This window comes from Nocardioides daejeonensis, assembly GCF_003194585.1.
Classification (GTDB): domain Bacteria; phylum Actinomycetota; class Actinomycetes; order Propionibacteriales; family Nocardioidaceae; genus Nocardioides; species Nocardioides daejeonensis.
Map to the genome: position 1 here is coordinate 312,150 of NZ_QHKZ01000002.1, position 21,365 is coordinate 333,514.

The window sequence follows — 21,365 nt, forward strand, 5'->3', positions numbered from 1 at the left end:
ACCTGGCGGCCCGGCGAGAACGTCGTCGGGTCGGGGTGCCTGGCAAGCCACAGCACGACGACCTGTGGGGAGTATCGCACACCGCCGGCCGCAATCGGTCATTGCGAGAGCGGGTCGCCGACCGTGCCGTCGTCACCCAGGGGTCCTTGAGCAAGACGGGTGAGGAGCACTCGCTCCCCCAGCGCAGCCCCGCTCACCTCGCTGAGAGCGGTGAGGAGGTCGTCGGGGCGCACACTCGGCGTACCGTGTCGCAGCACCAGGTCCAGGCGAGTGCCGGAGCCGTCCTCAGCCACGGCCAGGGAGAGCACGGCGGCCCGACAGTCGAAGGTGCGCAGGCCCTTCTTCGTCATGCGTTGAACCTCGACCTCGTCACGGGCGAGGAACTCTGCGACCGCCGCACCGACCGTCTCCGCCGGCTGCGGCACATCGAGTCGCCAGTGACTTGCCTCAAGGCGGTCGGCCAACGATCCCGGACCTGCCTCGACCACGGTCAGGACGTCGAGTCCCTCCGGCATCACCTCCGCCAGCTGTCCGACGACCGCCGCTGGATCCAGCACCTCAGCAAGGGCGATCTCGAGGAACTCCGCCTCGCTTGCCGAGCCGGTCGGCGCCGCTCCGGCGTACGAGATCCGCGGGTGCGGGTTGAAGCCCGAGGAGTAGGCCATGGGCAGCCGGGCCCGGAAGACGGCGCGCTCGAAGGCACGACTGAAGTCTCGATGGCTGGTGAAGCGCATCCGGCCGCGCTTGGCGTAGCGGATCCGGAGTCGTTGGACGGGCGGGGCTTGCTGCTGGGGCTGTTCGCGCACGCCGGCACGATACCGGCGCGACGAGGTTCTCAGCGCCCCAGCGCGGCCCGCATGGCGTGGGAGACCCAGATCGAGTTGACCGGGACCCCCTCGCACCACGCCGCAATCCGCTCCCCCTCCGCCTCGAGTGCCCTGCGAGCAGACGCCGACACATCGCGCAGGTAGGAGATCCGGACGGACGCGTCGGGCTCCTGCACCCAACAGCCCACCGGTCGGCCGTCGACCCAGGCGGTCGAGCCGGCATTGCCCCGGCCGTCGAAGAGCGGCTCCTCCCACTCACCGAGCAGGAAGCCACGCCGCTTCCAGCCCATCACCGTGGGATCGAGCGGCGGCAGCAACGCCACCCAGGAGTCGCCCTCCGGCGTCTGCTCCAGGTCGTCGGGAAGCACCCAGCCGATGCTGCCGTCATCGAGCGAGACCTGGACAGCCGCCGCGTCGGCGAGCGCGCGGCGTACGGCTGCCTTGGTGGCGCCGAGCCACCACACGATGTCGTCCTCGGTGCCTGGCCCGAAGGTGCGCAGCCACCGCTCGACCAGGATCGCGTACCCGGTCGACTGGTCGATGCGCTCCAGCGGAGCGCCGAGCCAGGAGTCCATCGACGCCCAGGTCGGCTTGTTCAAGCGCCAATGGTGGGTCTGCCGGGCGCGCACCACGTCGCCGGCCGCACTGAGCACGGTCAGGACACGAGGCGCGACAGGCGCGTCGCCGCCGTACGGCTTGCCCGGCGCCATCTGGAGCACCCCCGCGACCTCGGGCACGGCTGCCCGCACCTCGGTTGCGGTGTGCTGTCGGCCATCGGCCAGGAAGTCGCGCACCGCCGCTTCGGCCTGGCGCAGCCAGCCGCTACCGTCGCGCGCGAGCTCACAGCGCTCGACGTCCTTGATCAGCGCCTTGCGCTGGACATCCGCGACCCGGATGCCTGCACTGCCGACCACGGCCGGCAACAACTCCCGCGGCACCGCGAAGAGCGTGCGGCGCATCGCGAGCTGGCGCACCAGGGAACGTCGCGTGTGCAGCATGTCGTCGATCTGCGCCACGGTCACGTCGCCGACCCGGGCCAGCAAAGCCAGATGGACGGTCCCGCTGTCAGTAGCGTGGAGGACCGTCATCGCCGAGGCAGCAAGGTCAGGATCAGCGTGGCGGGCGGCGGGATCCAGACCATGCCGCACCCGAATCCGCCGCAGGCGCTCCGCGTCCGAGATATGGGGCATGAGGGCCAGTGTGGCGGTGCGATCGTTGCCGGGCCAGCCCGGGTAGCCTGACCGCCACGACGCGCGGGAGGAGGGCAGATGGCACGTCACCGCGCCACTCCACCTCCTCGCCCCGAGGACGACCCTGCGAACCAGCCCCTCTGGCGGGGGCAGCTCGCGCCCGTCGAAGGTGCCGAGCCGGAGACCGCGCGCGTCCGTACGCCGCTCACCTGGCGCCATCCCTTCGTGCGCATTCTGGCCGGCTTCCTGGTGATCGGCCTGGTGACCGCGGGCGCGATCCTCTACAACCGCAGCCTGGTCGACGAGCCGCTAGCACTCGACGAGATCGAGGCAGGTATGTGCCTGACCAGCGCCGGCTTGCGCGCAGCGACCACGCGTGTCGACGACCTCCGCAGCGTCTCGTGCGATCAGGCACACGATGCGGAGGTGTTCGCGATCCTCCTGGCCGGCTCGGAGACGACTGAACTCGCCCAGGCTGGCAGGCGCTGCAGCGAGGCGCTGGCCGGTCGGGGTTCGAGCCTCGAGGAGATCACCCAAGCCGGGTTGGAGGTTCGACCGCTCGCGCCGGAGGGAGAGATTTCCGCGGATACCCGGGTGGCGTGTTTCCTACGCAGCAGGACAGGAGAGAAGATGACCGGCATGGTGGTGGCCAACACCACCGAACCGCACGCAGAGGACTGACATGAGCCAGCCACCTTCCTACCCCGGCTCCGGGGACAATCCCGAGAACCCGGGCGAGTACCCGCCGCCGCCGACCCACCAGAGCTACGGCTCGGGTCCATCGGGCCAGGAGCAGCCCGCCTACGGCCAGCAGCCGTCAGCTCCTTGGCAGCAACAGCAGCCAGGGCAGTTCGGCCAGTACCAGAACTGGCAGGGAGGCAACGACGCGAGCCGCCCCACGGACGGCGTCTCTATCGCAGCGTTCGTGCTCAGCCTCACCTGCTGCCTCTCGTTGATCGGCCTGATCCTCGGCTTCGTCGGCCTGAGCCGCACCAAGAACGACCAGCGCAAGGGCCGCTGGGCCGCCGTCACGGCGATTCCGGTCGGCATCATCGGCACGCTCATCCTGGGTGGCGCCATCGTCGGCATCGTCTGGTACGCGGGGAAGGTCGTCACCCCCGACAACGCCGAGGTCGGCCAGTGCGTCAACATCGAGGACGGCGACGACAACACGATCACGTTGATGAAGTCCGACTGCGGCGACGACCACGACGCCCAGATCTACGCGGTTGAGAAGCTCTCTGCCGAGGACGCCAAGGAGATCGACGACAACGGGGGCCGCGCGAGCGTCAACACCTGCCTGAGCGGCATGGAGAAGCTCAGCAAGTACAGCCCCGACGGCACCGGGCACCTCGATCTCGACGGCAAGCGAGCCACGATGGGCTGGGCCACCGAGGATCCGAAGGACCCCAAGGCCGGCGACACCGTGATCTGCTACTTCGAGGCCGACTCGGGCGATCTCAACAAGAGCTACGTGGACTGAGCAGACCCCGAAGCATGGCCCCGGGCGGGGTCGGGAGACGATGGATCTTGTGTCTGTTTCCCGGCCCCGCCCCGCTCTTTCTGCCCAGCGTCTGCTGGTCCTGGTCGGCATCCTGACCGTCTCGGTGAATCTGCGCCCTGCCGCCGTGAGCGTCGGACCGGTGCTGGAGGAGGTCACCGACGGCCTGGATATGTCGCACACCGTGGCCGGCGTCCTCACCTCGCTGCCGGTGCTGGCCTTCGCCGGCTTCGGTGCGCTCGCCCCCTGGGCCGCAGCGAGACTCGGGGTGCATCGCGTGACGCTCCTCGCGCTCGGATGCGTGGTGGCGGGCCTCGGCGGGCGCTCGCTGGTCGACTCCGCGGCGCCCTTCCTCCTCCTCACCATGGTGGCCCTCGCCGGCATGGCAGCGGCGAACGTGCTGTTGCCGTCGCTGATCAAGCTGCACTTCCCGAACCGCATCGGGCTGATGACGGCCGCCTACACGACCTCGCTGGCCATCGGCTTGACGGCCTCGCTGATGCTGACCGTCCCCATCAGCGACGCCTTCGGAGGCTGGCGCGCCGGTCTCGGTGTGTGGGCCGTCCTCGCCGCGGTGTCAGCCCTGCCCTGGCTCTCCCTGATCGTGCACGACAAGCACGTCGAGCGGGCCCGGCACGAGATCTCCCTGACCGACATCGCCCGCACCAGGCTCGGCTGGCTGATGGCCGTCTTCTTCGGCCTCCAGTCGCTGCAGGCGTACTCGATCTTCGGCTGGTTCGCGCAGCTGTGGCGTGACTCCGGCTACTCCCCCACGATGGCCGGCAACCTCGTCGGGGTCGTGGCCGCGGTCAGCATCCCGCTCTCGCTCTGGCTCCCGGCGGCGGCTGCACGTCGCACCGACCAGCGCGGGATCCTCCTCTGTGTGATGGCGTGCTACCCACTCGGCTACCTCGGCCTGATGGTCGCACCGCACTCCCTTGCCCTGCCCTGCGCGATCCTCGTCGGTATCGGCGCCTGCACCTTCCCGCTGGTGCTCACCATGATCGGCCTACGCACCCGCACCCCCGCCGGCACCGCCGCACTCTCCGGCTTCACCCAGTCCGTCGGCTACATCCTCGCCGCCGTCGGCCCCTTCACCATGGGCGCCCTGTACGACGCCACCGGCGGTTGGCAGGTCCCCCTCTGGTTCCTCGTCGCCCTCACCATCCCCCAGCTCTTCGTCGGCCTACGCGCCGCCCGCCCCGGCTTCGTCGAAGACCAACTGCCCCACCCGCCTCATGTTTCCCCGCCCGGGCGGGGAAACTGACACTTGGTGTGCGTAGCTACGCACACCAAGCAACCAATTTCCACGGCAGGTGGGACGCCTGAGGAGTCACGCGGGTACGTCGCTTCTGTCATCCTCCACGGCACAACTGGCGCACTGTGTCACCTTTTTGTGCGCTTGTAGGCCGTAGCTACACACACCAAGCGACTAGTTCCCCGCCCGGGCGGGGAACTAGTCGGTGTCAGACGACGGAAAGGGGGAGGAGCTTCTGGCCGGTGGGCCCGATCTGGATCTCGGTGCTCATCTCGGGGCAGACGCCGCAGTCGTAGCAGGGGGTCCAGCGGCAGTCCTCGATCTCGATGTCCTCACCGTCGGCAGCGGCGAGGGCGTCCTCCCAGTCGCCCCACAGCCAGTCCTTGTCGAGACCGGAGTCGAGGTGGTCCCAGGGCAGGATCTCGTCGTAGCCCCGCTCGCGGGTGGTGAACCACCACAGGTCGACGCCAGTGCCCTCGAGCGCGCGCTCGGCGGCCTGCTGCCAGCGCTCGAAGCTGAAGTGCTCGCTCCAGCCATCGAACCGGCCACCGTCGCGCCATACCTCCTCGATGATCCGGCCCACCCGCCGGTCACCCCGTGAGAGCAGGCCCTCGATCAGTCCCGGCTTGCCGTCGTGGTAGCGGAAGCCGATGGCGCGACCGAAGCGCTTGTCGTTGCGCACCTCGTCGCGGAGCTTGCGGAGCCGCTCGTCGGTGGTCTCGGGATCGAGCTGCGCGGCCCACTGGAACGGGGTGTGCGACTTCGGCACGAAGCCTCCGATGGAGACGGTGCAGCGGATGTCGTTGCGACCGGAGACCTCGCGTCCCTTGGCGATCACCTTCTTGGCGAGGTCGGCGATGCCCAGGACGTCCTCGTCGGTCTCGGTCGGCAGCCCACACATGAAGTAGAGCTTCACCTGCCGCCACCCGTGGGAGTACGCCGCCGCGACCGTGCGGATCAGATCCTCCTCGCTGACCATCTTGTTGATGACCTTGCGCATCCGCTCGGAGCCACCCTCGGGGGCGAAGGTGAGACCGGATCGGCGACCGTTGCGGGAGAACTCGTTGGCGAGCGAGATGTTGAAGGCGTCGACACGGGTGGAGGGCAGCGACAACGAGACGTTGGAGCCCTCGTAGCGGTCGGCCAGCCCCTTGGCGACGTCACCGATCTCGGTGTGGTCGGCGCTGGAGAGCGAGAGCAGTCCGACCTCCTCGAAGCCGGACTTGCGGATGCCGTTCTCGACCATGTCACCGATGGTGGTGATCGAGCGCTCCCGCACCGGGCGCGTGATCATGCCAGCCTGGCAGAAGCGGCAGCCACGGGTGCAGCCGCGGAAGATCTCCACCGAGAACCGCTCGTGGACGGTCTCCGCAAGCGGCACCAGCGGCTTGGCGGGGTAGGGCCACGCGTCGAGGTCCATCAGGGTGTGCTTGCGTACCCGTGCCGGAACACCGGCGAGCGCGGGCACCACGCCCGCGATCTCGCCGGTTGTCTCGTCGTAGCTGACGTCGTAGAACTTCGGCACGTAGACGCCCCCGGTGGCGGCGAGCCGGAAGAGCAGCTCGTCGCGCGGCGTACGACCACTCTCGAAGTGGCCGCCGTTGGCGGCGCTCTCCTGCTTCCACTCCCGCACGACTTCGGAGATCTTGAGCACGACCTCTTCGCCGTCGCCAGGGACGGCGGCGTCGATGAAGTCCGAGATCGGCTCCGGGTTGAAGGACGCGTGGCCGCCGGCGATCACGACCGGGTCGCCCTCACCGCGGTCCACGGCGTGGAGCGGGATCTGCGCCAGGTCGATGGCGTTGAGCAGGTTGGTGTAGCCGAGCTCGGTGGAGAAGCTGATGCCGAAGAGGTCGAAGGCACCGACCGGGCGGTGGGCGTCGACGGTGAACTGCGGGATCGGGCCCTGCTCGTCACCCTCGCGCATCACCTTCTCGAGGTCCGGCCACACCGAGTAGGTCCGTTCGGCCAGGATCCAGTCACGCTCGTTGAGCACCTCGTAGAGGATCTGCACACCCTGGTTGGGCAGTCCCACCTCGTAGGCATCGGGGTACATGAGCGCCCACCGCACGGTGGTGCCGCCGTCGGTATCGGCGCCACACTCCCAGGCCTTGACGGTGGAGTTGAGCTCGCCACCGACGTACTGGATCGGCTTCTGCACCGAGGCGAGGCGGGGTTCGAGGCGCGGGAAGACGGACTCCGGCTCGGACTGGACACGCTGGTCGGGACCTGTCGTGGTCACAGGGGGTCACACCTCGGCAATCGGGGAAACAAGGCCAAAGGAAAGGGTACGTCGCACGGCGCGGTGTTGCGGAACCGAAGCACCGCCCAACACATCCATAACCCAAACCATGACAGCATCGTTGTCACAGTGACTTTGTCGGCGAGCACGCGAGGAAGCCACGTGAGCAATGCACCCGTCCCTCCCCACCTCTCCCGTCGAGCGGTGCTCGGCAGCAGTGCCGCAGCCGGCCTGGCGCTGACCGCCGCTCCTGCGTTCGCACGCCGGCCGGGCCGCAAGGCCGTCGTACTGGGAGGCGGCATGGCCGGCCTCACCGCGGCCCACGAGCTGATCGAGCGCGGCTACCGGGTGACCGTCTTCGAACCCAGTGCCTGGGGCGGCAAGGCCCGGAGCATCCCGGTGCCCGGCACCGCCCGCGGAGGACGCCGCAACCTCCCCGGCGAACACGGTTTCCGCTTCTTTCCCGGCTTCTACCACCACGTCCCGAACTCGATGCGGCGGATCCCCTTCGGCAAGGGAACGGTCGGCGACCATCTGGCGGCCGCCACGACCGGCAAGTTCCTGCGCGCCAACGGCCGCGCCGACGGCTTCGTCTTCGGCATCGGTCCGGACCCGGAGCAGCTGCTCACCCCGGAGGGCTTGCGGCGCTACCTGATGGACACCCTCCGCGGATCGACGGTGCCTCCCCATGAGCTCGTCTGGTTCGTCGAGCGCCTCCTGGTCTTCCTGACCAGCTGCGACGAGCGCCGGATGGGCCAATGGGAGCACCGCAGCTGGTGGGACTTCATCGGCGCCTCCACGCGGTCGAAGGAGTACCAGACGGTGCTCGCCTCCGGCCTGACCGGCAGCCTGGTCGCGGCGCGCGCCGACCTCGCCAGCACCCGCACGATCGGGAACATGGGCGAGGCGTTCGTCCTCAACATGCTCAACCGCGGCAACGACGGGGAGCTCGACCGCGTGCTCGACCTGCCGACCAACGAGGCCTGGATCAACCCATGGATGAAGCACCTGCGCCAGCTCGGCGTCCGGTTCGTCCGCGGGCAGGCCCTGGAGCGGTACGTCGTCAAGGGAGGCCGCATCGAGGCCGCAGTGCTGCGCAGCGCGTCCGGCAAGCGCAAGCGCGTCGAGGCCGACTGGTTCGTCAGCGCCATGCCGGTGGAGCGGGCCCGGGAGACCCTGACCGCTCCAGTGCTGAAGCGTGCGCCGTCGCTGCGCCATCTCGACAAGCTGCGCCCCGACTGGATGGTGGGCATCCAGTACTTCCTCACCGAGCGCGTCGACCTGGCGCACGGCCACATCAGCTTCATCGACGCGCCGTGGGCGCTGACCGCCCTCACTCAGGCACAGTTCTGGGGCGGACGGAACCTGCCGAAGGACTACGGCGACGGCAAGGTCAAGGACATCCTGTCGGTAGACATCTCCAACTGGGATGCCCCCGGCATCGTCTACGGCAAGCCCGCCAAGCGGTGCACCCCGCAGCAGATCGCCACCGAGACCCTGGCGCAGATCCGTGCCCACGACACCGCCGGCGCGAAGCTCCCCGACCGGATCTTCCACTCCTGGTTCCTCGACCCAGGGGTGAAGTGGAACCCGCGCACCCGTCGCAACAGCAACGCGACGCCGCTCCTGATCAACACCGTCGGCTCCTGGCAGCACCGCCCGGAGGCCGTCACCGAGATCCCGAACCTCTTCATGTCGGGCGACTTCGTCCGCACCGACATCGACCTCGCCACCATGGAGGGGGCCAACGAGTCCGCACGGGCCGCCGTCAACGGCATCCTGGAGGAGCACGGGTCGAAGGCGGAACGGGTGCAGACCTTCACCCTCTACAACCCGCCGGAGTTCGAGCCGCTCAAGGCGATCGACCGGCAGCTCTACCGCGCGGGCCTGCCCAACGCCTTGGACCTCCCGCTGCTCTGACCGGGTGACGTGCCTAGGGCCCTAGCGGGAGACGAGGTGCCGGGTCGGCTCGGTGAAAGTCCCGGGCACTCCCGAGCTGGATCGCAGGTGGATGTTCTGCAGCAGACCGACGGCGAGCAAGACGGCGAACATCGAGGAGCCGCCGTACGACACGAGCGGGAGCGGGACGCCGGTCACCGGCATGATGCCCAGGCACATGCCGATGTTCTGGAACGCTTGGAAGCCCAGCCAGCAGGCGATGCCGGACGCCGCCACGCGACCGAACATGTCCTGTGCGTTGGCCGCGATCGCCAGCGCCCGCCAGACCACGAGTCCCAGCAGCAGGACCAGCAAGCCGGCACCGACCAGGCCGAGCTCCTCCCCCGCCACGGTGAAGATGAAGTCCGTCTGCTGCTCGGGCACGAACCCGGAGCGGGTCTGCGACCCGGAGAAGAGGTGCTGGCCGAAGATCCCACCGTTGCCGACGGCGATCCGGGCCTGCACCGTGTTGTAGCCGGCTCCAGCCGGGTCGAGATCCGGGTTCGTGAAAGCCATGAACCGGTCGATCTGGTACTCCTTGAGGAAGCCACCGAGCACCGCCGCTGTCGCGGCCACCACTCCCCCGAGCGCCAAGCCACCGAGCCAACGCCGCTGGACACCGGCAACCGCCAACACTCCGAAGACCGTCGCGGAGAGCACCAGCATGGTGCCGAGGTCGGGCTGGAGCATGATCAGCGCACCGGGCACCGCGGCGATCGCGAGCATCCCGATGACGTCGAGGACACCCGTACGCCGGCCCCACTCGGTGCGTTCGGCCGCCCACAGCGCCATCCCGGCCACCACCGCGAGCTTGGCGAACTCCGACGGTTGGATCGACATCCCGCCGACCATCAGCCAGGAGCGGGAGCCGTTGATGGTCGAGCCCATCACCAGCACCAGCACCAGCCCCGCGGCAGAGGCCAGGTAGAGCACCGGCGTGAGCAGCCGGAGCCAGCGATGGTCGGTGGCCAGCACCAGCACCATCAGCACCAGCCCGATCGCCACGTTGACCAGGTGCTTCTTGAGGAACGCCGTGCTGTCGCCTCCGGTCAGCAGGTCGCGGTTCGCCGTCGCCGACCAGACGAGCAGCGTGCCCAGCACCAACAGGGCGCCGGTGGCGGCCATCAGGATCCAGTCGAGCCCCGGCGTACGGCGTCGCGCCAGCTGGCTGACCCGGCTCACCGCTCCGCTCCGTCACGCTCGTTGCGGACCGGCGGGAGGATGGCGCCGTCCGGTGCGAAGACCGGAAGCTCCTTGCCGGCGACCACGCCGGGGATCGCTGCCTTCACGGGGCGCACCTGCTCGCCCTCGATGCCGTAGAGCGCCTCCCAGATCGCCCGGATCGCCGGACCCGAGGTGCCGGAGCCGGTGCCGCCCTGGCTGACCATCATCACCACGACGTAGTCGTCGCTGTAGGAGGCGACCCAGGAGGTCGACTGCTTGCCGTAGACCTCGGCCGATCCGGTCTTCGAGCGCACCTGCACCTGATCGAGCGGGAAGCCTCCCATCCGCCATGACATCGTGCCCTGCCGGGTGACGCCCTTGAGCGCGTTGTCGATGTAGGTCAGCACCGAGGCCGGGACCTTGACCCGGGCCTGCTTCTTCGGCGGGATCCGCTTGACGACCTTGCCGTCGGGATCCACGATCGCCTTGCCGATCCGGGGCTCGTAGAGCACGCCGCCGTTGACGAAGGCCGCGTAGGCCCGCGCGAGCTGGAGCGGCGTGACGATGGTGTCTCCCTGGCCGATCGCGAAGTTGACGGCGTCTCCTGCGCGGTAGGCGAAGCCCTCGACGCAGAACTCACGGGCGAAGCGGCGCAGGAAGTCGCTCGCATCGGCAGGCGGGTCATCGGCAACGCCGCAGTAGTAGTCCTTCTGCGACTCGTAGTAGGCGCGCTTCCACTTGCGGTCGGCGATCCGACCGGCGGCCTCGCCGGGGAGGTCGATGCCGGTCTTCTTGCCGAAGCCGAACATCTTGGCCTCGGCGACCAGCGGGTCCTGGGCGTGGACGTCGCTGACGTCGGAGCCGAGGCGGCGCCAGAAGTCATAGCCGATCCGGTAGAAGAACGTGTTGCACGAGACTTCGAGGGCCTTGTCGAAGCCGATCATCCCGTAGGCGCCGGACTCATAGTTCTTGAAGGCCCGGTTGCCGACCTGGAACGACGACGAGCAGGCCAGGCGGGTGTCGGGCGTGTAGCCGTGCGTCAGCGCACCGGCGGTCATCACCGGCTTCCAGGTGGAGCCGGGGGCGAACTGTCCCTGGCTGGCCCGCGAGAGCAGTGGCGTGCCTGCCTTGGCGGAGTAGAGCCGCGCCAGCTCGCTGGAGCTGATGCCCCCCACCCACACGTCGGGGTCGTAGGTCGGCTGGCTCGCCATCGCCACCACGCGCCCGGTCTGCGCCTCGAGCACGACGGCGGCGCCCGAGTCGGCGACGTAGTTGCGTCCGGTCACGGTGTCGCGGGTGGCCCGGGCGGTCTTGATCGTCTCGGCGAGCTGCTTCTCCACGACCGACTGCACCTTCGCGTCGAGCGAGGTGACGAGGGTGTCGCCGGGCCGGCCGCTGTCGACGCTGTGCTCGCGCAGGACCCGGCCCATCGAGTCGACCTCGACCCGCTGGTAGCCGGGCATGCCGCGCAGCCAGGCGTCGTACTCCTTCTCGACGCCGGCGCGGCCCACCCGGGATGCTCCGTTGACCGACGTGTCCTTCTCCGCCTCGGCGGCCTCCATCTCCCCTTCGGTGATGGGGCTGAGGTAGCCGAGCAGATGCGCCGCGTTGACCCCGAACGGACGCGGGTAGGTGCGCAGCGACTGCTGTTGGGCGACGACCGCCGGATAGTCCTCGGCCTGCTCCAGGATCCGCAGCGCAACGTCCTGGTCGACGTCGTCGGCGATCGGCACCGGCTGGTAGGGCGAGCCGTTCCAGCAGGTTCCGGCGACGCTGCCGGTGCGGCCGCAGTCGAGCAGCATCGCCCGGATCCGCTTCGGCTTCACCTCGACGGCACGCGACAGTCGTCGCAGCAGCGTGTCCGCCTCGTCGTCGGGGAGCTTGCCGAGGGTGGTCCGGTCGACCGAGACCACCCAGGAGCTGCGGTTGGCGACCAGGGGGCGGCCCTGGGCGTCGACGATCAGGCCCCGGTCGGGTTGCAGCACGATCTCCCGTACCGACTGGGAGGCAGCCCGAGCCTGGTAGGCCTCCCCACCCGCGACCTGGAGGTACCAGAGACGTGCGAAGAGCGTTCCGAAGAGGCTGAGCACCAGGCACTGGATGACGATGAGGCGCATCCGGCTTCGCCGTACGCCGTTCAGGGTCGGCATCGGATCACCACGCAGCCCGCGCCGGACTGAGGCGATGCAGGAGCACCACCAAGGCCGGTACGGCGATGCTCGCCACCAACACGTCCCAGGCCATGCCGACTCCGATCACCTGCAGCATCTCCAGGACCGGCACGGCGGCGTCGCGCAGCACCAGGCCCGAGAGCGCGAAGACCGAGGAGCCCACGAAGGAGCAGGCGAGCACGGTCAGCATGACCGAGCCCCAGGTCGGCCGGACATCCTGCCGGGCGCGCCCGGCGACGTACCCGGCAACGAGCAGGGCCAGGGCCCATCGGCCGGCGACGTGGTCGGCAGGCGGGGCGAGGTCGGCCAGCAGCCCGGCAGCGAAGCCGAGCACCGCGCCGAACTGCGCACCGTGCACGAGCCCTCCGGCTACGACCACCAGAAGTGCCAGGTTCGGCACCACGCCTTCCCACGCCAGGTGGGAGAAGACGCTCACCTGGAGCACCAGAGCCACCGCGACGAGCGCGGCGAGGATCAGGTTGCGGGTGGCGGTCACTTCTTCTCCGCCTGCAGTACGCCGCGGTCCGAGCGGGTGCCTCCCTTGACGACGACCCCGACCAGGTCGAGGGAGGTGAAGTCGACGAAGGGTCGCACGAGCGCGCGCCTACTGGTCTCACGGGGACTGCTGCTCACCGAGACCACCGTGCCGACCGGGACGCCGGCGACATAGGGACCAGCACCCTGACTGCCCCAGGTGGTGACGACGTCACCGGCGACGACCTGCGCCGCAGCGTCGACGAGGTCGAGCTCGAGGGTGCCGTCGTCACCGATCTCGCCGGTGCCCTTGAGGAAACCGATCTCCATGCTCGAGGTGACCCGCGAGCCGACCACGGACTGCTCGTCTGCCACCAGCAGCACCGTCGCCGTGGTGCGGGTGACGCGCAGCACGCGCCCCACCAGTCCGTCGCGGTTGACCACGGTGAGGTCGGGGGTGATGCCGGCGCTGCTGCCGGCGTCGATGGTGACGGTGCGGCTGAAGGACTGGCGTGGACCGATCGCGATCACCCGAGCCGGAACCAGCCGTCGGCCCGCGTCGGCCGCGCTCGTCGCCAGGTCGTCGTACTCCGCGAGGCGGTTCCGGTCGAGTCCGGCGGTGCGGTTCTCGGCCAGGAGCGCGGCGTTCTCCTTCTCCAGGCGCTCCACATCGTCACGTAGCGAGGTGCGGGTACGGAAGTAGTCGGGGATCACGGTCAGCGGCTCTACCGCTTGGTTGGCGACCGACTCGACCGGCCCGAGCACCTCGCCCACCACGCGCCGTGGCCCTTCGAGGGGCGAGTCGTCGCCGCCCACATGGTCGAGCGTCATCACGGTGGCGCAGGCGAGCAGCAGCGCGACGAGCAGGGGGCCGGAAGCGCGGTTGCGGTCCTCACCCGGCTCCCGCCGCATCCGGCGCTCGCGTCCCAGCGAGTCCCAGCCCATCAGAACCGCCGGTGGTCGGAGACGAGCACCTGCTGGAGGGCGTCGAACTCCTCGACGCACCGACCGGCTCCCAACGCGACCGACGACAGCGGGTCGTCGGCGATGTGCACCGGCATGCCGGTCTCGTGCCGGATCCGCTCGTCGAGGCCGCGCAGCAGTGCGCCGCCACCGGTGAGCACGATGCCGCGGTCCATGATGTCGCCGGCGAGCTCCGGCGGCGTCTGGTCGAGCGTGTGCCGCACCGCGTCGACGATGTTGTGCAGCGGCTCCTCCAACGCTTGGCGCACCTCGGCGCTGGAGACCATCACGGTGCGCGGCAGTCCGGAGACCATGTCGCGGCCCCGCACCTCCGCCTCGACCTCCTTGGCCAGCGGGAAGGCAGACCCGAGGGACATCTTGATCTCCTCGGCCGTGCGCTCCCCCAGCAGCAGGGAGTAGGTCTTCTTCATCCACGCGATGACGGCCTGGTCGAGGTCGTCGCCTGCGGTGCGGATCGACAGCGAGGTGACGATGCCGCCGAGCGAGATCACCGCGACCTCGGTCGTGCCGCCGCCGACGTCGACGACCATGTTGCCGGTGGCCTCGTGCACGGGCAGGCCGGCCCCGATCGCGGCCGCCATCGGCTCCTCGACGATGTAGACGCGGCGGGCGCCGGCCTGGTAGCCGGCCTCCTTCACCGCACGCTGCTCGACCGGTGTGATCCCGCTGGGCACGCAGACCACCAGCCGCGGCTTGGCCAGGTAGCGACGTCGGTGCACCTGCCGGATGAAGTGACGCAGCATCTGCTCACAGCCGTCGAAGTCGGCGATCACCCCGTCCTTGAGCGGCCGCAGCGCGGTGATGTTGTCGGGGGTGCGCCCGATCATCCGCTTCGCCTCGTGACCGACGGCCAGCACCTCGCCGGTGCCGGCGTTCATGGCGACGACCGAGGGTTCGTCGAGCAGCACTCCGCGGCCTCGGACGTAGACCAGCGTGTTGGCCGTGCCGAGGTCAACGGCCATGTCGCGACCGATGAAGCTGTTCGCCATGGGGTGAGCCCTTGCTCGTACGTGGTGGGGGAAGTGTGCGGCACCGCGGACGGACCGCACCACCACGAGGTTAGAAGCGGCGGAGCGAGGATTCGGTAGGACACGCCCGGGGCGCCGGCCGGACTCCTACCAGCCGCAACGATGCTCCGGTCCGGCGAGCACTGCCGACGCGTCCAGCCGCAGGACCGCCGGCACGGTGCGCTCGTGCGGATCGAGGTAGTAGCGCGCCCCCGACTCGCTCACCGTCCAGAGATCGGGGCCGACGAACTCCAGATCCTCGGCCCCGGGGACGAAGGCGAGCCGGCGGCCGTCCGGCGCATGCAGCTCGGCACAGTGCGTGCCGCTGCTGCTGAACCAGATGCCGCCCGGGCCCCGCGCCACGCCCTGCAGCCGTTGGGGCACCCGCTGCCACCGCCGCGGCTCGGGGAGCCGGGTGACGCCGGGGGCGAGCAGCTCGTCGATGCCGAACCACGCCATTCGCGCCGGTCCGTCGATCCGGAACCGGCCCAGGCCGATCCGGCCACGGTCGATCACGAGGGTGGAGCCGACGACCGGTGGCCGGTACCACCACACACGGAGCACCGGGTCGCTGCCGTCGAAGAGCCGGTCGGGGTCCAGCAGCCAGAGTCGCTGCGACTCGACGACCCAGAGCCCGTGCTCGTCCGCCTCCATGCCACCCGCGTGCCGGCACCAGGTCGGCACATCGCTGTAGACCGGCGCTTCCCAGCGCCGCAGCACTCCGAGGGTACGGCCGCTACGCGGGTCCAAGCCGACGATCTGGCAGGGCTGGTGGCGCGGAGCATCGCGAGAGCGCCGATAACCGCCGACCAGCACCCGGTCGCCCAACACCTCCAGGGACTGCGGGACGAACCAATCCTCGAGCGCGTCCACCCACCAGGCGGCGCAGACGGCCGGCGCGACGGCGTACTCCTCCAGCGCCTGGGGCCCGTACGTCGGCGCCCGCCCGCCGACATCGTCGGCGACCACTCCGTGGCACCGCTCCGAGGTCACGCCGGGCTGGCCGGCCTTCTCTGCCGGAGAGCACGCGGTCACCAGCAGGGTCCCGGCGGTCAGGACCGCCAGGACCGGCCGCAGTGCGGCTCGGGTCAGAGAGCGCCGAACCAGAGGGAGATCTCACGCTCGGCCGACTCGGGCGAATCCGAGCCGTGCACCAGGTTCTCGCGGTTGGAGAGCGAGAAGTCGCCTCGGATCGTGCCGGGCGCTGCCTTGCGGCCGTCGGTCGCGCCGTTGAGCGCGCGGACCACCTCGATCGCCTCGTCGCCCTCGAGCACCAGCACGACGAGCGGGCCCGAGGTAACGAACGCACGCAGCGGCGGGTAGAAGTCCCGCTCCACGTGCTCGGCATAGTGCTCGTCGGCCTTGGCGGCGTCGATGGTGCGCTGCTCCATCGCGACGATGGAGAGCCCCTTCGCCTCATACCGGGCCAGGAGGGTGCCGACCAGGCCCCGGCGTACGGCGTCGGGCTTGAGGATCACAAGGGTGCGCTGCGTCATGGCAGCAGCGTATCGACCTGCCCGCGCGCACCGGCGGACGGTGCACGATCCGGCGTCCGGCGCCAGGGGCGGAGGCTTCCCACGTGCCTGTCGCGGCTGACCCAGCGCCAGGAGCCGTCAGCGAGTCAGCCGAACGTCCGGCTCCCCCTCCTTGCGCTGCTCCCACTCCTCGCGCTGGCTCCGGGGGACGTCGACACAGGGCCCCTGGAAGCCGATCAGCAGGAACTCCTGGTCGGCGTACGCGGTCACGCTCACCTGAACCCCACCCTCCTCGGCCGAGCGGGTCAGCGGTCCGCTCCGCGTGCCCCCCTGCCCCGGAGCCGACGACTCCGGAGCCGGCTGCTCGACCTGCAACCCGGCCTCCCGCCAGGAGGCGACGACCGCATCGAGGCCCGCCGCACCGGGTGTCGTGGCGTCGATCCGTCCGCGGACGCCGTAGCGGAAGTTGCGGTGGCCCTGAGGGAAGACGCTGTCGCACCCCGACCACTGACCGGTCAGGAACGTGACCGTCCCGCCGACGGCAGCGGCCATCGACGGTGCCAGGTCGGCCGCGACGCGGCGTACGTCGGTGCGCTGGTGCTCCAGGGTCCGCCGGGCATCGTCCATGCCGTCCTCCTCGCCGGTCTCCGTACCGCAGGCGGCGAGAAGCACCGCCCACAGCGTCAGTATCGCGACCAGGGCACGGTGGCGCATCCGGATCACGGCTCCGTCTTCGGTGCCGTCGGATAGCGCCAGACCTCCGGGTCCCGCGGACTGTCGTACCAGGGGTCGTACTTGTGCTCGGCGCGCGTGACGTCGTCGTAGTGCCCGTTGATGATCTCGGCGATGTTGTGCAACGACTCGGTGTTGGGGTCGAAGTACTTGGAGTGGTCGTCGAACGGGTCGAGCGACGTGCCGCGATCCGTTGCCTCCGCCTGGAACCGAATGGCGCCGAAGTCGTCCTCGGCTGGGTCGCGCCCCAGCCCGAGCTCGATGTTGCCCTTGTTGATCCAGCCCTTGTCCCCCAGCCCGCCGACCGGATCCAGGCTGTTCGTGCCGACCCAGACGTGGTCGGATCCGACCCCGAGATCCGTCGCGTGCTCGGCGGCATCGCCCGGGCCGGGACTGCCGACCAGCACGATGTCGTCGACGTCGAGGCCGTGGTCGGTGGCGGCGTGACCGGTCGTGGTCGAGCCGTAGCTGTGCCCGACAGCGGTCAGGTGAGGCTGATCGCCCTCACGGATCGCCCGGATGCCATCGACCGTGTCAGCCAGGCGCTCGCCCCCGCGTTCGGCCATGTCCTCCTTCACGACCCCGGCGAAGTCCCAGCCGCCCTGGCCGTCACCTTCCCACGGGACGCTGTCTGGTGCGTCGTAGCCCATCCAGGCGAGGGTGGCGTTGGTCTGGCTCGGGTCGTCGTAGCGGGCTGCCGTGTAGATATCGGCGGCGTTGGTGGCTTGTCCCGGGATGCTGCCACCGTCGTTGGTCAGCCCCGGCACGACCACCGAGACGTTGTCAGCGGTGTCGATGTCACCGGCAGCGATCGCCACTCGGCCATCGCCATCGAAGGCGAGTGGGTCGTAGATGTACAGCTGAGCCAGGATCGGCTCACCGGTGACCGGATCGACCTGCTCGCGGATGTTCTCCAGCCCCTTCTCTGCGGCCTCGGCGTTGACCAGGTGCTCCTTCTCCGAGTCGGTGAGCACACCCCGCTCCTCCAACAGGCGAAGCGCCGCGAGATCCCGGTTCAGCGCAACGGTGTTGGCAGCGTCGCGATCGGCGGCCGGGATGCCGTCGAGGTTGCCGATCGAGCCCGGCGAGGCGGCGATGATCGCCTGGCGCTGCTCCTCGGTGAGTCCCTCCCACCACGCGTTGACCGCCGACGGCGACGCATCTGGCCCCGGCTTGGAGGCGAGTGCGCCGTCGGCGGGGTCGGGGACCCCCTCGTATCGCTTCATCACCTGGTCCCGCGTCTGCATCTCGCCGAAGGCCGCCACCATCGCGCTCTCCTCCTCGGAGACGTCGGTGACGAAGTCGGAGGCGTCGGTGTTGAACTCGACCGACCGCGTGTTCAGGGTGTCGCACTTGCCCTGGATCTCGGCGACTTGGTCCTCGGTCGCCGTGGCAGCAAGTCCCTTGACCTCGGCGATCGCGATGCTGAGCTGCAGCCTCCGCTCCTTGAGGTCGGAGTAGGTGGTCTCGTAGGTGGTCATCCGGGTCGCGTGCAGCGACACACGCTGCGAGACGCCGCGCAGCGCCAGCGACATCGCATCGGCCCGAGTGCCGAGAGCGGTGATGCCGGTGCGGTACTGGTCCGCGTCGGAGCCGATCCAGGTGGGCACGCGCGCACTGCCGGCCACGAAGGTGCCGAGGTCGTCCACCTGGGCGGAGGCGGCGAGCAGATCCGCGGCGAACCCCTCGATGAGAGCCGGGTCGCAGTCGAATTCAGGCAGCTTCACCGGCTCCGTGGGCAACCTGATCTCGGTCATCGGATCTCCTGAACGTAGGGATCGATGAGGCTGCGTTGCTGGACGTCGGCCGACTGGTCGGTGTTCAGCCAGTCGGTCATCGTCTCGCGGAGACCATCGGCCTGCGACTCGGCATCCGTCGCCAGCGTGGTGAGGTGGCCGTGCCAAGCGGTGCGGAACGTCTTCGCCGCCGTACGCACCGTCGGGGTGAAGCCGCCGGTTCCGCTGTCGGAGACCTGGCCGGCGGCGGCGGTGAGATCCAGATTCTGATCGTCCCAGTCCCGGGAGCGCTGGCCGACCTCCGGAGGAATGACCGCCATCAGCGCTCTCCGATCAGCTCGTCGGCGGCATCCCCGACATCGAGAGCACCGCCCGTCAAGGTGACCACCAGCACCTCGTGCGCCTCACCCCACGAGATCCGACAGCCCTGCAGCCCGCGTACGGCGTCGAGCACCGCCACGGGCCCCGCCGTGCGCCGGATCCGCCACGGCGACGTCGCTCCGGCCAAGAGCAGGTCGAGGGCGTCGAGTACCCTCGGACCGTCGGCCACCCGGGCGGAGCCACGGCCCACGCTCTCGACCACGCCGGGGCGCACTCCGCGACGAAGCTCGACCGGCACCACCAGCCCCGGCACTGCCGCGGTCAACGCCTCGGCGACCTCGACCAGCCCGGCACGCGTCGCGAGCACGTCGTCGACGCTCCCCGACGGCACGCCGCGCTCGGGCGGCAGCACGACCACGTCGACGTCGGGGTGCCGCCGTCGAAACGCCTCCCAGAACGGGTCGCCCGTGGACCCAGCGCGTCGGAATTCCATGTCCGACTCATCTCCCGCGGGCGTCGCCGCCAAACCGGCGCACCAAGACGGTCCGGTGTGGAGGGGCTACTCCTGCTCCGCCGCCCAGGCGTGCCAGGCCGCAGCCCGTTCCGTCTCGATCTTGCGACCGAGCAGATAGGCGGTCGCCCACAGGAGCGCGAAGAGGCCGCCGATGAAGAACATGATGGGCACCAGGAAGCCGAGGCAGACCGCACCGACCTGGAGCGCAGAACCGACGTGATAGGCCCACTCCGCCCGCAGCATCCCCGCCACGACGAAGCACCCCACCGCCAGGCCCAGGCCCAACACCAGCGCAGGCGCGACCGCCACATCGCCGAGGAAGATCATCACCGGGCTGCTCAACCCGAGCGCGATGGACTCCAGTGCGAGGACAGCGGCACACATGCCGCGCCGTGGCGACTTGCGAGCCTCGGCGGGCAGCTCCGCTGGCGCATCGTTCACGACATCCTCCGCTTCAGCATCGTCCGTGCCTCACCGACGGTGTAGACGGAACCGGTCACGAGCACACCGCCTGAGCCCAGCGCGTCGCCGTACGCCTCGCCGGCCTCGGCCAGCGTGGCGGCACGGTCGATGGCGTCCGCCAGGTCGTCGACGACCGTCACCCTGTCCGGCCCGTAGATCTCCTCCGCCCGGCGCCCCAGCTCGGCGGCGGTCATCGAGCGCGGTGTGGAGTTGCGGGTGCAGATGAGGTGGGTCAGCTCAGGCTCGAAGGCAGCGAGGACTCCATCGACGTCCTTGTCACCCATCACGCCGATCACGCCGATCAGCGGAGAGAACGAGAACGCCTCCGCGATCGTCGCCGCGGTCGCGGCGGCGCCGTGCGGGTTGTGCGCGGCGTCGAGGACGATCGTCGGGTTGCGCCTGATCACCTCGAAGCGACCCGGCGACGTGAACTGCGCGAAGGCGTCCCGGACCAGGTCGTCGGCCAGCGGCTCACCGCCGAGAAGGGCCTCGACGGAGGCCAGGGCCACCGCTGCGTTCTGGGCCTGGTGTGCACCGTGCAGCGGGAGGAAAAGGTCGTCATAGCGAGCATGAAGACCCTGGATGCTGACCACCTGACCACCGATGCCCGCGGTCCGTGCGACCACGCCGAACTCCATACCTTCGCGAGCCACCGTCGCTCCGACCTCCACTACCCGCTCGAGCAGCACGGCGGCGACCTCCGGGCTCTGCTCGGCGAGCACGACACGGGAGCCGGGCTTGATGATGCCCGCCTTCTCGCGCGCGATCAGGCGGAGGTCGTCACCCAGGTACTGGGCGTGGTCCATCGCCACCGGCAGCACCACGGCGACGTCGCCGTCCGCGACGTTGGTGGCGTCCCAGCCACCGCCCATGCCGACCTCGACGACGGCGACGTCCACCGGCGCGTCGGCGAAGGCCGCGAACGCCATGCCCACGACCGTCTCGAAGAAGGAGAGCGGGTGAGGCTGCTCGGCATCGACCAGCCAGGTGTACGGCGCCACGTCGTTGAAGGCGCGCACGAAGGCCTCGTCGTCGACCGGCTCACCGTCGATGCTGATCCGCTCGGTCATCCGCTCCACGTGCGGGCTGGTGAACCGGCCGGTGCGCAGGTCGAGGGCACGCAGCAGCGTGTCGATCATGCGTGAGGTCGAGGTCTTGCCGTTCGTCCCCGTCAGGTGCACCACCCGATAGGAGCGCTGCGGGTCACCCAGCAGCTCGACAAAGGCACGGATCCGGTCGAGCGACGGCTCCAGTCGGGTCTCCGGCCACCGGGAGAGGAGCGCGTCCTCGGCTTCGGAGAAGGTCTGCGCCGGTCGGGGCGACGGCGTACCGTCGTTCAGGTCATCGCTCATGGCCCACCCAGTCTAGG

General features: G+C 69.9%; 20 protein-coding genes. 4 read left to right on the top strand and 16 right to left on the bottom strand.

Annotated features, from left to right (window positions below; translation table 11 throughout):
- Nucleotides 1-98: 98 nt before the first annotated feature.
- Entirely contained in the window at nt 99-806 is a 708-nt protein-coding gene (locus tag DNK54_RS06150; RefSeq protein ID WP_110206080.1) for a TIGR03936 family radical SAM-associated protein, read from the bottom strand.
- Nucleotides 807-835: 29 nt separating this feature from the next.
- Nucleotides 836-2,017: a winged helix DNA-binding domain-containing protein gene (locus DNK54_RS06155; RefSeq protein ID WP_110206081.1), complete on the bottom strand. Its 1,182-nt coding sequence runs from the start codon at nt 2,015-2,017 to the stop codon at nt 836-838.
- Between the two features lie 78 nt (nt 2,018-2,095).
- Between DNK54_RS06155 and DNK54_RS06160 the strand changes: the two genes are divergently transcribed.
- From DNK54_RS06160 to DNK54_RS06170, 3 genes are read left to right on the top strand one after another with little or no spacing between them, the layout of a single operon-like run.
- Complete coding sequence (locus tag DNK54_RS06160) at nt 2,096-2,698, top strand: hypothetical protein (protein WP_110206082.1); 603 nt, start codon at nt 2,096-2,098, stop codon at nt 2,696-2,698.
- 1 nt (nt 2,699) lies between these two features.
- Nucleotides 2,700-3,500 (top strand): DUF4190 domain-containing protein, encoded by an 801-nt coding sequence (locus DNK54_RS06165; protein WP_110206083.1) that lies wholly within the window; start codon nt 2,700-2,702, stop codon nt 3,498-3,500.
- Nucleotides 3,501-3,549: 49 nt separating this feature from the next.
- Entirely contained in the window at nt 3,550-4,785 is a 1,236-nt protein-coding gene (locus DNK54_RS06170; RefSeq protein ID WP_239459954.1) for a CynX/NimT family MFS transporter, read from the top strand.
- Between the two features lie 199 nt (nt 4,786-4,984).
- On the opposite strand, the gene DNK54_RS06175 is transcribed toward DNK54_RS06170, so the two are convergent.
- A complete protein-coding gene (locus DNK54_RS06175; RefSeq protein ID WP_110206085.1) occupies nt 4,985-7,018 on the bottom strand; it encodes a TIGR03960 family B12-binding radical SAM protein in 2,034 nt (677 codons plus the stop codon).
- Between the two features lie 162 nt (nt 7,019-7,180).
- On the opposite strand from DNK54_RS06175, the gene DNK54_RS06180 reads away from it, so the two are divergent.
- On the top strand, nt 7,181-8,938 hold the full coding sequence (locus DNK54_RS06180; RefSeq protein ID WP_204164443.1) for a hydroxysqualene dehydroxylase: 1,758 nt from the start codon (nt 7,181-7,183) through the stop codon (nt 8,936-8,938).
- A 21-nt stretch (nt 8,939-8,959) separates the two neighbouring features.
- Here the strand turns inward: DNK54_RS06180 and rodA are convergent, their stop codons facing one another.
- The 13 genes from rodA to DNK54_RS06245 form a co-directional block, all read right to left on the bottom strand.
- Nucleotides 8,960-10,138: a rod shape-determining protein RodA gene (gene rodA, locus DNK54_RS06185; RefSeq protein WP_239459955.1), complete on the bottom strand. Its 1,179-nt coding sequence runs from the start codon at nt 10,136-10,138 to the stop codon at nt 8,960-8,962.
- Entirely contained in the window at nt 10,135-12,270 is a 2,136-nt protein-coding gene (mrdA, locus tag DNK54_RS06190; RefSeq protein WP_110206086.1) for a penicillin-binding protein 2, read from the bottom strand. Before mrdA ends, rodA begins: the two co-directional genes overlap by 4 nt.
- A gap of 4 nt (nt 12,271-12,274) precedes the next feature.
- Nucleotides 12,275-12,787 carry a rod shape-determining protein MreD gene (mreD, locus tag DNK54_RS06195; RefSeq protein WP_204164444.1) on the bottom strand — a complete coding sequence of 171 codons (513 nt, stop codon included), beginning with the start codon at nt 12,785-12,787 and terminating at the stop codon, nt 12,275-12,277.
- Nucleotides 12,784-13,710, bottom strand: a complete 927-nt coding sequence (mreC, locus tag DNK54_RS06200; protein ID WP_239459956.1) for a rod shape-determining protein MreC — start codon at nt 13,708-13,710, stop codon at nt 12,784-12,786. The genes mreD and mreC overlap by 4 nt, the downstream gene beginning before the upstream one ends.
- Nucleotides 13,710-14,738, bottom strand: a complete 1,029-nt coding sequence (locus DNK54_RS06205; RefSeq protein WP_110206087.1) for a rod shape-determining protein — start codon at nt 14,736-14,738, stop codon at nt 13,710-13,712. The genes mreC and DNK54_RS06205 overlap by 1 nt, the downstream gene beginning before the upstream one ends.
- Nucleotides 14,739-14,864: 126 nt before the next feature.
- Nucleotides 14,865-15,791 (bottom strand): hypothetical protein, encoded by a 927-nt coding sequence (locus DNK54_RS06210; protein ID WP_110206088.1) that lies wholly within the window; start codon nt 15,789-15,791, stop codon nt 14,865-14,867.
- A 53-nt stretch (nt 15,792-15,844) separates the two neighbouring features.
- Nucleotides 15,845-16,252, bottom strand: a complete 408-nt coding sequence (ndk, locus tag DNK54_RS06215; RefSeq protein ID WP_110206089.1) for a nucleoside-diphosphate kinase — start codon at nt 16,250-16,252, stop codon at nt 15,845-15,847.
- A 117-nt stretch (nt 16,253-16,369) separates the two neighbouring features.
- Nucleotides 16,370-16,954 carry a hypothetical protein gene (locus DNK54_RS06220; protein WP_110206090.1) on the bottom strand — a complete coding sequence of 195 codons (585 nt, stop codon included), beginning with the start codon at nt 16,952-16,954 and terminating at the stop codon, nt 16,370-16,372.
- Nucleotides 16,951-18,720 carry an alpha/beta hydrolase gene (locus tag DNK54_RS06225; RefSeq protein ID WP_110206091.1) on the bottom strand — a complete coding sequence of 590 codons (1,770 nt, stop codon included), beginning with the start codon at nt 18,718-18,720 and terminating at the stop codon, nt 16,951-16,953. Before DNK54_RS06225 ends, DNK54_RS06220 begins: the two co-directional genes overlap by 4 nt.
- Entirely contained in the window at nt 18,717-19,019 is a 303-nt protein-coding gene (locus tag DNK54_RS06230; RefSeq protein WP_110206092.1) for a hypothetical protein, read from the bottom strand. Before DNK54_RS06230 ends, DNK54_RS06225 begins: the two co-directional genes overlap by 4 nt.
- Nucleotides 19,019-19,513 carry a hypothetical protein gene (locus DNK54_RS06235; protein ID WP_110206093.1) on the bottom strand — a complete coding sequence of 165 codons (495 nt, stop codon included), beginning with the start codon at nt 19,511-19,513 and terminating at the stop codon, nt 19,019-19,021. The genes DNK54_RS06230 and DNK54_RS06235 overlap by 1 nt, the downstream gene beginning before the upstream one ends.
- Nucleotides 19,514-19,579: 66 nt before the next feature.
- Nucleotides 19,580-19,975 (bottom strand): DUF4233 domain-containing protein, encoded by a 396-nt coding sequence (locus tag DNK54_RS06240; RefSeq protein WP_239459957.1) that lies wholly within the window; start codon nt 19,973-19,975, stop codon nt 19,580-19,582.
- A complete protein-coding gene (locus DNK54_RS06245; RefSeq protein ID WP_110206094.1) occupies nt 19,972-21,348 on the bottom strand; it encodes a bifunctional folylpolyglutamate synthase/dihydrofolate synthase in 1,377 nt (458 codons plus the stop codon). Before DNK54_RS06245 ends, DNK54_RS06240 begins: the two co-directional genes overlap by 4 nt.
- Nucleotides 21,349-21,365: the final 17 nt, after the last annotated feature.